Here is a 12,749-nt window from a genome sequence, read left to right on the forward strand (position 1 = left end):
CTGCCCTCTCTTCTGGTTTTGGGAAGCTTAGCAGCAAGTCACGGTAGTATTCGTACTGCTTTTGGCGCAGCTCTATTTCTCTGGGTAAGCCTTCGGTGATGGAGTTTGTCAGGGCGTCGAATTTGTCCAGTATGGCAACAATTCGCTCCTGCTCTGCGAGGGATTTCTCTGGGTCGTTCGGATAGGGAACGGGTATTTGAACTTTCGAGAATCCTTTAATTAACAGCGTTTTCACTTTTGCACGAACGATATACTTTGCCTTATCTGCAATGAATGAGCTTGTTTGCATGCAATAGGAAACGTACTTAGGGTTCAGTGAATGTCTGTACGCATAACAGTGATCATGAATCGCGACTTTATCATCTCCAATCCAGGCAACCGCTTTAGCAACATCTTCAACGGTCTCCCCGACATCGGTTATTACAACATCATTGGGTTCTGCGTACCTCAGTGATGGGGCCAGCTCAGGGCGAACCTGTGAAACCGCATGAGTTGCCGAAACGCCGTACTGAGTATAAATTTCGCCATAATGGATAACGTTAACACCTTCATTATCCACATAATCTGCTTTGGTAAATCGCTTTCCACGAATAAACTCACCAAGCTCTCCCAGAGTCTTCCACTCCACCTCCCCACCATCAAAACTCAACAACCGATCACGATAGTAGTTGTATTGTTTTTTCCGTGCATTAAGCTCGGTGGTCAACTCGGTGGTCAGCTCGGTGAATTTGTCCAGTATTCTGACGATTTCGGATTGGATTTTTAGGGATTTTTGTGGGTAGGGGATGGGGATTGGAATTTGTTGCATTTTCCCCTTTGTTAACTTTGCTCTGTCACCGCTAGATAAGTACGGTATGAAATTAACAATGCAAAGGTAGTGGAATATGAATCTTGTGTTAAGTTTCGACTTTCCACGTATAACATGCACATGATTGTTAGCCCAGAATTTTCCAGTTGCATATTGTATAGAGTATTTTTCGAGACTTGCTGAGCCATCCTCTGCAATTAGTACGAATTCACCATCATGAGTATACCCCTCAACGTAGTCTTGTATGTTGTTGGCTCCATAATATGGTGTTTTTCCCGGTGAACGGAGGGACGCTTTTACTGGTTTTCTCCCTTTGTTGGCAATCTCAAAAAACTTTTCATTGCCTAAAGGCACCCACTCAACCTCAGCCCCATCCAACAGCCTTTCCATAAAATCCATATCACCCACCACTACAAGTCCCCAGTCCTGAACTCACTATAACCTTCATAAAAATAACTAACATCAATGCCTTTCATATACAGGTCACGGTCGTCTATCCGATCGGTTAAGGCTTGCCTGAGCAGGTGTTTGACTCGATATCTTTGACGACACTGCGTTGCATGGCAGAGAGGTACTCTTTTTCTGGCATTGGCAGTTATTCGAAAATCTCGAATAACTACATAAAGCGCCTCAAGCTCAACCGGCAGTTGATCCATAAAATCTCTCATCCCTAATGAATTGTGCTTGTCGAAAATCATGCTCGCCCTGCTCACTTTTTATTCAACAAAGAAATAGCAAGACCCAGCAGACCAATCGCCGATAAAGCGTCTGTTGTATTAGCTTTCTGTGCATCGTTAACAAAATAGCGACTGTGGGTACGCTTTAAGTCATCAATGGTGTTGGCTTCAAAAATAACCACTTCTATTTCATTTTTATTGTTCAGAAAGTAATGCAGCTCTTTTTGCAGGCAGACTGCCTGCGCCGCAGAGTAATCACTGTATTCATCGCATTGAGTAGCCTTGGTGGTGCGATTGTGTTCAATGAGATAATACATGGTGAATCGCATCCTCTCTTTGTCGTCTACGGCAGTTATTCACCATTTGAAAGATATTTTCAAATGTTCATGCCTCAACCTTCTATCTCAGCCACAATGGCATCAATCTCCGAGCGTAGCTGATCTATCCTGCCAACCGTAGTTTTCAGCTCAGCATTCAGCTGAGTAATATCAACCTTCTCCCGGGTATCCCTGGCTTCCACATAACTGCTGACCGACAGGTTGTAGTCATTGTCAGTGATCGTCTCAAGGCTGACCGACTTTGCGACATGCTCCACATCGTCCTTGCTGTGGAAGATTGCCATAATCTGCTGGATATGCTGATCTGTCAGCACATTGTTATCTTTTACCGTGTTACCCAGACGGTTGCTGGTGGTGTCGAAATCGGCAAACAGGCCTTTGATATCGGCTTCTGACGGATAACCGTTGGCTGAACATTCAATCGACTTGAATATGTCAGCCAGCTCGGTATTCAGGTTATGGTTTTTGCTGGCATTGGCCGCTACGTTCACAAACAGTTCACTGGGGTAGATAAAATAGCCTTTGGTTTTGATGGCATCTTCTCTGGTTGCGACAATGTTTTCATCGCCATCATCCATTGTCGCATAATTGACGCTGTCATCACCGCCCGTGATGTAGTTGGTGAAGTTCTCACTGATAAAGCGGTAGAAAAGAGTGCCCAGCACGTATTGTTTGAAGTCCCAGCCGTCTACTGAACCACGCACATCGTTGGCGATCTGCCAGATCTGGCGCTGTAGTTCGGCGCGCTGTTGGGCACTGGTCATTGATGGCACTCCTGAAAACAAGGTTCTTTTGACAGTACGCTACCGCCCGGAGATTTGGCTACTGCAATCAGCAATAGGCGGAGCGTGGGTCTCGGTAGCTCTGTCGGTAAAAAAGGGTTCAGTTTACCAGCTTCGGCGAGAAGCCTCTCCCAGAAGAGGGCCGTGAGAGTCAAAATACTACAACATGACAAGAAACTGCCTGAAAAGTGGCCTGTTTGACCGTAAATCTAAAATCATCGGGTAGATCAGGCCTTATTCGCAGTTTTGTTAATTGCACTTACTCCAATGTTATGAACTTTTGTTTCAAAACCGACTCAGAGTTTTGAAGCCATTTTGAATGTTCTTTCTAAGTGGGAACAAAATTAACAAAGGAGTAGTCAATATGAATAACGTAGATAACAACTCCAGCACTGCTGGTTTTTTTTCACCAAAGCCTGAGGAGGAAACACCAAAGGGTGTCAGCTTCGGCAGAACTACAACGGCAGCTGACAATGTTGATGCTTCATTGAGCAGCGATCCCGATCACTCAAGTCAGAACTTGGGAGCCGTTGCCAGCAGCAGCACGTCACTTGAACAGAGAGTAGTGTCTAACCAGGCGAGCACTGAAATAGACGCAGCAAACAAAAAAGCTCAGGAGAATGTGACAACTATCATTAATTACTTAGAACAGCTGAAACAGCAAACTCTGATTTACAAAAATATGTATGGTAGAGAGGCAGCTCCTGATCAGGATATCCAAGTATTTGAGAAAGTCACCCAATTACTTAAATATCTTGAGCCTCTGAATATTTCAACAGATGAAAATCTGAATGATGGTAGACACTTTTCTGAAGTCAAGAAGGGATCATTTACTTCTGATTATCATGTTAGTTATCGGGGTGAGGAGATTTTTTCTTTGACCAGTGCTTTTAATGTAATTGAAGATGGTTTGAATTGGTCTCTAGCTGTTAAAACCACAAGCTTATTTGATGAACTCTATTTTGCCCCTGATGCCCCCGGTTATCAAGCTGTAAAAAGTGAATTTGAGGCATTACAGACCAAATCTTCACCTAATGATCTTAAAGGCTCGTCTGCCCGCGAATAACCTGACGAAAAGGCAGATTATAGTGAGCTGCAATTTGTTTGTTGATGCGGTGCTCCGGGTTGCTCGTATCAGGGTTGTTGAGAGACTTACCCTGAATTGCCCGCATCAGCGGCATTATTTGAGATCAGAAATTCAGTTTGTCTTTAAGATTGCTTAATATGTCATCTTCAGAATCACTGCTCGAGGTTTCATCTTCATCTGACTGTTCTCCACCTGCTCTTTCCTCGGCATGTTGCTTAAGAAGCCTTGCAACTCTCACCAGTTTGTCTAGTTGCTCTTCATCATATTGAAGAGGAAGCTCTGGTCCAAGGAAGTGTTCCAGAATAGATTTGATCTTTTCGTCTGTACTTCTTGAAAACACTCTTCTAATGTGTCTGGCAATCGCATAACCCACTGCTGTCACTGCGTTTTCAGACTCCGGCAATGCTGCCGAAGCTCCCCCAGTCGAACCTTCAACGGTTTGGGACGCATTATCTATTTCGCTTTGCTTTCTGGATACCAAAAAATGATAAAGTTTTTCCAGCTTTAGCGGTTGGTATTGATCTTTCATCCAGAATCTTTTCGAAAATTCATCTCCGCTAGGTCCGCAGAGAAAAGCTGTAGAAAAAGCTGACATTAACAAAGAATAAAGCACTCCTACTGTTTCTGAATTCTCCACCAGAAATCTAAGCAGAATCATAGTGTCATTGACGTTTTCTTCAGCATCTGTGTAGTTTTCATAATTCATATAGGCCGTCACTTCTACAAAAGTTGGCGCTACCGGATAATCGAGAAATTCAGAGAGTAGTGATTTTTTGTCGTTTATTCCCAGCAGTCCATGACTTGCTGGTAGGAGTGACTTGCTATGACCACTAAGCCCAGAAAGAGAAAAAATAGCCTGACCTGGAGTTAGGCCGCCTGAATATCGTTCTTGCTGACTGCCCTTTTGATAATCGTTGTTTTGTAAAAGTAAGCTTGTCGGCAAGCCATTTAAAGCAGACGACAATTCTTTTGCCGTTATAGTAATACCCGAAAAAAACCGCCCTGTTTTTTCAGTATGAATTGAACCATCAACAGGCGCAAAAACAGCCTTTTTATTTTTTAGCAGATCCTGTAAATCAATGTGTATCTGATGACCTGACAGATCAGTCACAGCCAGAGACTGGTGGGCATCTGCCCGAAGTCTGATGATACTTTTCTCGTTAATGTCTGAAATCAGCAGTACTGAGCCTTTTTGGGAATCAAAAAATGGAGTAAAACCATGGATGGATAAAATCATATCCTCCTGAACAATAATGGAACCATTGCCCAGTACTATAGTGAGTGGCTCAGGCGAAGGAGTTGGGTAAGAGGCCCCTTTAACCGTTCCTGTTACAACCAAAGTTAAAAATATCAATGTTTGCCACAAGCTTTTTAGCATTGAAAAACCCCACTTGGCATAAAATAAATTGGAAATACCTGATGCTTGAACGGGTCCAGCTTTTGATCATTTCGGCAAGGAGCGTGACACTACCCTTGGTTGTCGTATACTGAGCGAGGATATTAGTGCAGAGCTGGTTTATACCCATTACCCTGAAGGATTCTTATATCAAAGCGACAGTGTAGCTTGTTTTTCAATTTTCAGTTTTTTTTCAGCACTGGAAAGTTTGACTTTATGAAGAGAACAAACGAGTTCCAATAGAGCGGCATTTTGTTGAGAAAGGAGCTTTTTTCCCGCTTTCAGGCAAATCACAAACCACAAAGCACAAACCAGAGTGAAGGACAAGGAGTCTCAGAATTCTCTCTCTGCCTGACGCTATCGAACTCTATGCGTTACAATAGCGTCGGCTAACTGCCATGAGCGATAGGAAATGTTTGAAATCGCTTGGGGGTATAGCCATTTGCAAAACGATAAGAAGCCAGGTGAACTGTGAGAGAGATTCTGCTGATTAATGTGACAGGGCGAGACAAACCCGGTCTGACGGCCTCCATAACGTCCATCATGGCTGCCTGTGCTCATCAGAACAGGGGGCTGGAAATTCTCGATATCGGGCAGTCGGTTATCCATGACACCCTGACTCGTGGAACTCTTTCATGGACGATCATCGTTCGATTGCCAGATGGTCTGAAAGTCTCTCCTGTGGTGGAAGATCTGCTTTTTCACTTTGATCAACTTGAGCTTCACGGCAATTATCAGACCCTTTCTGATGAAGGCTTTCAACAGAGGGCATCCGAACAGAGCAATAATCGTTACATCCTGACCCTGCTTTCCAAAAACATCACAGCAGAGCACATCGCCCGTGCTAGCCATATCACAACAGAACATGCTCTGCATATAGATCGGATTACCCGACTGTCTGGCCGTTGTCTGGAGTTCGGGGTCAGAGGACTTTCTCCTGAACCGGACGCATTAAGAACGGACTTTTTGCGCCTGTCCTCAGAGCTGGACATGGATGTGACCTTTCAGGAAGACAACATCTATCGCCAGAATCGCAGGCTGGCGGTGTTTGATATGGACTCTACCCTGATTGAAGCCGAGGTTATTGATTTGCTGGCTGAAGCAGCGGGCGTGGGTGACAAAGTGGCAGCAATCACTGAAAGGGCCATGCAGGGCGAACTGGATTTTAACGAGAGTTTCCGCGAAAGGCTGGCCATGCTGAAAGGTCTGGATGAGTCGGTTCTGGCGAGCATAGCCGAAAAGCTGCCGATAATGGAGGGCGCTGAAAAGCTCTTTAAATGCCTGAATGCACTGGGTTATAAAACAGCGATCCTGTCAGGGGGTTTTACTTACTTTGCCCGTTTTCTTCAGGAGCGATTGGGGGTCGACCATATTTTTGCTAATGAGCTGGACATCGTCGATGGCAAAGTCACCGGTGAAGTCAAAGGTGAGATCGTCAACGGCGAGCGCAAGGCAGAGCTGCTCAAACAGATTGCTCTCAGTGAAGGAGTTTCTTTGCAGCAAACCATTGCCGTAGGCGATGGAGCTAACGATTTACCCATGCTGAGTATCGCCGGATTGGGCATTGCGTTCCGGGCCAAGCCTCTGGTCAGGCAAAGCGCCAGACAGTCTATCTCAACATTGGGTCTTGATAGCATACTCTACCTGTCAGGCTTCAGTGACAAAGACCTGCAAATACTGAATCAGGATAAAAGCTAAGGATGGTTCCAGCGTTCAATGATTACAACAAGCTTTTTACGTGTCTTACAGGCTGTGGCTTTTTTGGCATCTCTTTGGTCTTTAAGCAGCTATGGGGCGTCTCTTTCTGAATCTTCCTCTGTACTCTCAGCGGGCGAAAAATGGCGGAAGATTCTCAAAGAGGCCAGAGGGCAGAGTGTTTACTTTAATGCCTGGGGCGGAGATCAGCAGGTCAATGACTATATTCGCTGGACAGCCAAACAAGTACGACAGCGTTATGATATTGAATTGAAACAGGTCAAAGTCAGCAATACGGCAGACGTTGTCAGTCGTATATTGGCAGAGAAGCAGGCCGGTCGCGATTCAGACGGCACGGTCGACATGATCTGGATTAATGGCGAGAACTTCCGTTCAATGAAAAATCATGGCCTGCTTTTTGGGCCATTTTCTGAACAACTACCCAATTACCGCTGGATTGATACCCGGGAAAAACCCACAACGATTCTGGATTTTGGTGAGCCCGTTGAAGGTCTGGAAGCACCCTGGGGCATGGCGCAGCTGGTTTTTATTTATGATCAGGAGAGTGTGCAGGCACCTCCGAAAAGCGCGGCAGATTTATTGAAATTTGCCAGAAAGCATCCTGGCCGGGTCACCTATCCAATGCCACCTGATTTTGTAGGAACCACGTTTCTTAAGCAGTTGTTGCTTGAGCTGGCCCAGCAGAATCCGGCTTTGTTCCAGCCTGTTGGCCCAGACAGCTTTGACAAGATAACGGCACCCTTGTGGCGTTATCTTGATGAACTGCACCCGTTATTGTGGCGTGAGGGCGAAACCTTTGTGCAGAACAATCTGGCGCTGACACCTCTGCTGGATGATGGTGAAATTCTATTGTCAATGTCGTTTAATCCATCTTATGCCAGCTCTGCGATTGCCAATGGCGAACTTGCCGAAAGCGTCAGAACCTATGTTCATTCTGACGGAACGGTCGGAAACACTCACTTTCTGGCTATTCCCTATAATGCCCGTGCAAAAGCAGCTGCGCAGGTCGTGATTAACTTCCTGGTGTCCCCTGAAGCCCAGTTACACAAAGCGGACCCGGATGTCTGGGGTGATCCTACCGTCTTGAGCATGGGAAAACTGGCTGAGTTGGATAAACGACACTTCAGTGAGTTACCTCTGGGTATCGCTACCCTCAGCCCTGAAGCTCTGGGCATAACATTGCCTGAGCCACACGGCTCCTGGTCAACCGCTCTGGAAGCAGAGTGGCAGAAGCGTTACCGTCAGTGAGAAAGGCAGTTTGAAGTTCAGAAAGAGTTTTGCTGTGCAACTTGCTGCGGCACTGGTCGCAGTTTTATTCTTATCCGTCGTATTGTTGGGCACAGTCAGTGCGGTTCTGCCCGCATTTGGTTATTTACCGATACTGGGAATGACTTCCCTGTCTTTTGCTCCCTGGCTGCAAGTGTGGGAAACGCCCGGCCTGACAGAGATGCTCTGGTGGTCTTTTTTCTCGGGTATGTCAAGCACACTGGTCTCCATGCTGCTGGCGCTGGCGTTTGTCAGTGCTGCCTGGGATCGCCGGTTCTGGTATCAGGCACAGCGCTGGTTATCACCCATCATGGCAACACCCCATGTAGCACTTTCTGTAGGGCTGTTCTTTTTGATTATGCCCAGTGGTATTTTGGCCAGGGGACTCTCAGCTTTCATGGATTGGCAAGGCCCCCCGGACTGGCAGACGGTGCAGGACCCCTGGGCGTTGTCATTAACCGCATTGTTGGTTCTGAAGGAAACTCCTTTTCTGATTCTGATGCTGATGGTGGCCATCAGGCAATTGCCGGTCAGGGAAATACTAAGAACGGGGGCCGGACTGGGCTATCAATCCTGGACGGTCTGGGTAAAGTTGATCTGGCCCCAGCTGTACTTGAGAGTTCGTCTTTCCATGCTGACAGTTCTGGTGTTTGCCCTCTCTGTTGTCGATATCGCCATTGTACTGGGCCCGGCAACACCGCCCACTTTTGCCGTGCAGGTGCTGAACTGGTATCAGAATCCTGACCTTGAATTTCAGGCTTTGGCCTCTGTCGGCAGTGTTTTGTTGATGATTTTGGTGCTTGCTGCCATTGGTTCTATTGTATTGCTGGAAAGGTTGGCAGCCACTTTGCTAAGGGGCTGGCTGACCTCCGGTCGCAGAGGCTCTGGAGAAGGTGTTTGGCGTTGTCTGTCTATTTTTGGCTGGAAGGCACTGCTGGTTGTATTCGGCGCCAGTGCGTTCATGTTGTTAATCTGGTCGTTTGTCTGGCGGTGGCGATTCCCTCATCTTTTGCCACAGAGTTGGTCCTTCCGCCATTGGGAACGGGCTTGGCCAAGACTTGTGGAACCGTTGGAAATGGCTTTGCTGATTGGCGTGGTGTCGGCTTTTCTGGCTTTGCTTATCTCGGTCCTGATACTGGAAGCGGGCAGGAGAAGCCAAATAGCGTCCCCTTACCTGAAAAAAATGCACAGACTGATAAGCCGGACTATGTATCTGCCATTACTGTTGCCACAGCTGACATTTTTGTTTGGTATCCAGATCTGGCTGATTCGTTCCGGTGCAGAGGGGCACTGGTGGTCAGTGGTTTTTATGCACCTGCTGTTTGTTTTGCCTTATTGCTATCTCAGTCTTTCAGGCCCCTGGCGGTATTATGATGAACGACAGACTGCTCAGGCTCTCATGTTGTCTGGTTCTTCGGTCAGGGCCTTTTTGCAGGTGAAATGTTTAATTCTGTTGAAACCCTTGTTGGCCAGTTTTGCTCTGGGTTTTGCCGTCAGCATTGCCCAATATTTGCCAACGTTGTTTGCCGGGGCAGGCAGAATATCAACCGTCACAACGGAAACGGTGGCATTGGCTTCCGGTGGTAATAGAAAAGTTATGGCGGTATACGCACTGGTACAAATACTGTTGCCTGTGTTGATGTATGGACTGATGCTACTGCTCAGTTCCCGGAGGATCAGAAACCGGCGGCCAGTCAGGAGATGGGTATGAAGCTGGAAGTCAAAAAGCTCAGCTTGTCAGTTGCAGGAAAATCACTGGTCTCTGATCTGAGTTTCACTGTCAGCGAGGGTCAGGTTCTGGTTTTTATGGGTCCTAGCGGTTGTGGTAAGTCTTCTATTCTTGATGTTCTCTGCGGAACTCTGGCCCGAAACTTTCAGTCTTCAGGAACCATCATTCTTGATAATAAAAACATAACCCATACACCCTCCCATCAGCGAGGAATAGCACTGCAACCCCAGGATCATCTGTTGTTTCCCCATCTTTCAGTCGGTGAGAATCTGGCTTTCGGAATACCTTCCTCCTATAGCCGGAGCCAACGAAAACAGAAAATTGAACAGGCCTTGAATGAATGTCAGCTTCCCGGTTTTGACAAGAATAATCCACTGACTCTGTCGGGAGGACAACGGGCCAGGATCAGTTTGATGAGAACCCTGCTTTCGCAGCCGAAAGTTCTGTTACTGGATGAGCCGTTTTCGAAGCTTGATCAAGCTTTGCGTCAGCAGTTCAGGGAGTTTGTCTTTCAGCGGGTTTCGGAGCTATCAATACCGGTCATTATGGTCACTCATGATTCGGCTGATATTCCGGATGCCAGTGAAATAATAAAGCTTTGAACGATTCGCCCAGTGAGTGTATCTCAGGAACCTGCAGGATGACTCGAAATACCCTGACCACTGTTCGGTGGGTTCAGATTCTTCGAGTCAACAGAGTGAGTAGGAACCGACTGTCCGGATTTGCCGATGCTCACGGCTGCTAGCTGCTGAAGTCGTAGGTCATGGATTCAAGAGGGGGTTGCAGATAATGACCCTGGATATAATCAACACCCAGCTGCCAGATACTGGTGAGTGCCTGGGCATTCTCCACCCCGGGTATGATGATGACTTTGTTGAGGCTCTTGAGATGTTTAGCGGTTCTCTTGAGATGTGCGTCTTCATTTCGCTCAAGTTGCTCCGTGAACAGACAGTCCAGCTTCACAAACATCAGATCCAGGTGTTCCATGATTTTCATGGAAGGTGACTCGCCAGAGAACTGAGTTATGGCAAACTGACAACCAGAAGGCTTCAGGCGTTCTGCGAAAGTCTTAACCTGATTAAGATGTTGGTGAACCAGTCTTTCGGCCATCTGCAGGACAATCATTTGGCCGGGAACATCGGCAGCTTCCAGTAAGCGAGATAAACGCTCAGTGAACTCTTCGTCGTTCAGGCTGGCCTGACTGATGTGAATCATCAGGCGAGTGTCTTCACCGTTTCTAAGCTTTCTCGATAGCAGTTTCACGGACTGGCGGATAACCCATCGGTCAATAAATGGCATCAGGTCACTGTCCTGCGCGGCAGTGATAAACTCACCGGCAGGGACTTCCTTGCCTTTTTGGTCCAGAAGACGCAGCAGAACTTCATAATAACTCGGGCCATCTCCGGTTACGCTGATCACAGGCTGGAATAACAAACGAAAGCTGTCGTTTTCAAGAGCCTGACGAATCATGGCAACGGTGTCACCATTGCAGGCTTTCTGGTTATCAATCGCGCTCTGGGAGAAGAGCTCGAGCTTATTGCCTCCGTTGCTGGCAGTCAGATGACAGGCTAAACGGGCGCGCTCCAGCATGGTTTGTCCATCACAAGCCTGACCAATCTCAGCCAGGCCAATACTGGCTGTTGTGAAGAGCGTTTGTTGTCCTGTAGGGATCAGTTCATTTTCCAGAGCCGCCCTTAATAGCTCCAGAGCGGCAACATTCTTTTCGTGGACATCGATCAGGTAGACCTCGTCACCATAGTGAGTGGCAGTACTGTCGGGTAAATGCTCATACAACAAACGACTCATTGTTTCCTGAATCGCTATACTTCCGTCGACGCCTGTATTTTCTCGAATAGAGTCATAGTTATCGAGCCTCAGATAAGCCAGAGTTTCCGGTTCCCGGTGACCAGAGAGCAGTGGGGTAAAACGTTCCCGGGGAACCAGAATAGAATTTTCTTCCCGATCAACCACCGTCGTTGCCGTTGATGTGGGAGCATTGCCTTTTACTATGACCTGGATGCACGGCTCGTCATCAAACACAGCATCGGATAGCAGGACTGTTGCTGGAAACGTTTGACCTTCTACATTCACTAGCTGGCATTCGACAGTGGGTTGTTCATCTCCCGGTTTGAAATGCTTGATCAGATTTTTAAACAGTGGCTGATCCCGGAAAGCGATCATATCAATCAGAGGCGTGCCTGCCAGATCGTCGGGGTCTTCATAACCAAATAGTTTGTTGTAAGAAGGGTTGGTATCGATATGCATGCCTTCGTGAACATAGGCAATGGCCTGAGAAGTATTGTCCATCAGTAGCTGGCAGCGCTGCTTAAGGTCGTTCAGCTCTTTTTGCAGTTTTTGCAGTTGTTGTCGGTGTTCCTGACTCGCCTTTTCTCTGAGCAGGGCATGCAATATATGTTCTTCGTGAGAGTGATGGATTGCATCACCCGCCCCTTTCTCCAGCCAATGCCTGATGATATCGGGTTTATTATCATGAATAGAAACAATGACTGGAATATCGAGTTTTAATCTCTGAATGCTCGACAAAACCTGCCCGGCATTCAGCAAGGGCGTTTCTTCAACAGTGAGCAATAAATCCCACTGGCCAGTGCTCAGTGCCTCCTCAAGATCATCAAGAGTGTCTAACTGTTGCACCCGGGCAGGAAGGCCGGAGTTGCGGAAAAGTTTAACCCAACGCTCTGCCTCGTTTCTGGAGGTCTCGAGTGTCAACAGGCGTAACGGCTGTTTATTATTGTTCATGATGGCAGTTTTTTTTAGCCTAAAGCTGTTTCAGTTATGGTAATTTTTCTCTTATCAGGGCAGCTAACAGTCAGTCTGTTACCTATGGCCCGGCCCCCATTGCACTCCCTGCAAAAACTTATTCTACTAAAGAAGACGTACTAGCAGCCTGTCGGACTTAAGCGTCCGTAGCGAGGATTGCAAGAAATTGAGG

General features: G+C 47.0%; 10 protein-coding genes and 1 pseudogene. 5 read left to right on the forward strand and 6 right to left on the reverse strand.

The features are described from left to right. The 4 genes and pseudogenes from KDK18_RS09695 to KDK18_RS09710 all read right to left on the reverse strand — a co-directional run. The coding region (locus tag KDK18_RS09695; protein WP_257254703.1) for a restriction endonuclease subunit S at positions 1-1,207 on the reverse strand (1,207 nt) is incomplete at its 3' end. Positions 1,208-1,218: 11 nt separating this feature from the next. Continuing rightward, a pseudogene (locus KDK18_RS09700) lies at positions 1,219-1,385 on the reverse strand (cell filamentation protein Fic); the annotation flags it as partial. 132 nt (positions 1,386-1,517) lie between these two features. Next, complete coding sequence (locus KDK18_RS09705) at positions 1,518-1,814, reverse strand: hypothetical protein (RefSeq protein ID WP_257254704.1); 297 nt, start codon at positions 1,812-1,814, stop codon at positions 1,518-1,520. Between the two features lie 62 nt (positions 1,815-1,876). Continuing rightward, on the reverse strand, positions 1,877-2,587 hold the full coding sequence (locus tag KDK18_RS09710) for a type I restriction-modification system subunit M N-terminal domain-containing protein (RefSeq protein ID WP_257254705.1): 711 nt from the start codon (positions 2,585-2,587) through the stop codon (positions 1,877-1,879). Between the two features lie 382 nt (positions 2,588-2,969). On the opposite strand from KDK18_RS09710, the gene KDK18_RS09715 reads away from it, so the two are divergent. After that, positions 2,970-3,671: a hypothetical protein gene (locus KDK18_RS09715; protein WP_257254706.1), complete on the forward strand. Its 702-nt coding sequence runs from the start codon at positions 2,970-2,972 to the stop codon at positions 3,669-3,671. 124 nt (positions 3,672-3,795) lie between these two features. Here the strand turns inward: KDK18_RS09715 and KDK18_RS09720 are convergent, their stop codons facing one another. Continuing rightward, positions 3,796-5,070: a hypothetical protein gene (locus KDK18_RS09720; RefSeq protein WP_257254707.1), complete on the reverse strand. Its 1,275-nt coding sequence runs from the start codon at positions 5,068-5,070 to the stop codon at positions 3,796-3,798. A 489-nt stretch (positions 5,071-5,559) separates the two neighbouring features. On the opposite strand from KDK18_RS09720, the gene serB reads away from it, so the two are divergent. From serB to KDK18_RS09740, 4 genes are read left to right on the forward strand one after another with little or no spacing between them, the layout of a single operon-like run. Beyond that, positions 5,560-6,786: a phosphoserine phosphatase SerB gene (gene serB, locus KDK18_RS09725; protein ID WP_257254708.1), complete on the forward strand. Its 1,227-nt coding sequence runs from the start codon at positions 5,560-5,562 to the stop codon at positions 6,784-6,786. Positions 6,787-6,840: 54 nt separating this feature from the next. After that, a complete protein-coding gene (locus KDK18_RS09730) occupies positions 6,841-8,052 on the forward strand; it encodes an ABC transporter substrate-binding protein (protein ID WP_257275186.1) in 1,212 nt (403 codons plus the stop codon). 34 nt (positions 8,053-8,086) lie between these two features. After that, the gene (locus KDK18_RS09735) at positions 8,087-9,781 is read left to right on the forward strand and encodes an ABC transporter permease (RefSeq protein WP_257254710.1); all 1,695 of its coding nucleotides are present in this window, start codon (positions 8,087-8,089) and stop codon (positions 9,779-9,781) included. After that, a complete protein-coding gene (locus KDK18_RS09740; protein ID WP_257254711.1) occupies positions 9,778-10,401 on the forward strand; it encodes an ATP-binding cassette domain-containing protein in 624 nt (207 codons plus the stop codon). Before KDK18_RS09735 ends, KDK18_RS09740 begins: the two co-directional genes overlap by 4 nt. Positions 10,402-10,540: 139 nt before the next feature. Here the strand turns inward: KDK18_RS09740 and KDK18_RS09745 are convergent, their stop codons facing one another. Next, positions 10,541-12,556 (reverse strand): EAL domain-containing protein, encoded by a 2,016-nt coding sequence (locus KDK18_RS09745; protein WP_257254712.1) that lies wholly within the window; start codon positions 12,554-12,556, stop codon positions 10,541-10,543. Between the last annotated feature and the right edge of the window lie 193 nt (positions 12,557-12,749).

It is taken from the genome of Endozoicomonas sp. SESOKO3 (genome assembly GCF_024606255.1).

What these genes read in the sequence shown, in the direction of transcription:
- KDK18_RS09705 (WP_257254704.1), bottom strand. Translation starts at nt 1,814, where the DNA reads ATGCGATTCACCATGTATTATCTCATTGAACACAATCGCACCACCAAG.
- KDK18_RS09710 (WP_257254705.1), bottom strand. Translation starts at nt 2,587, where the DNA reads ATGACCAGTGCCCAACAGCGCGCCGAACTACAGCGCCAGATCTGGCAG.
- KDK18_RS09715 (WP_257254706.1), top strand. Translation starts at nt 2,970, where the DNA reads ATGAATAACGTAGATAACAACTCCAGCACTGCTGGTTTTTTTTCACCA.
- KDK18_RS09720 (WP_257254707.1), bottom strand. Translation starts at nt 5,070, where the DNA reads ATGCTAAAAAGCTTGTGGCAAACATTGATATTTTTAACTTTGGTTGTA.
- KDK18_RS09740 (WP_257254711.1), top strand. Translation starts at nt 9,778, where the DNA reads ATGAAGCTGGAAGTCAAAAAGCTCAGCTTGTCAGTTGCAGGAAAATCA.
- KDK18_RS09745 (WP_257254712.1), bottom strand. Translation starts at nt 12,556, where the DNA reads ATGAACAATAATAAACAGCCGTTACGCCTGTTGACACTCGAGACCTCC.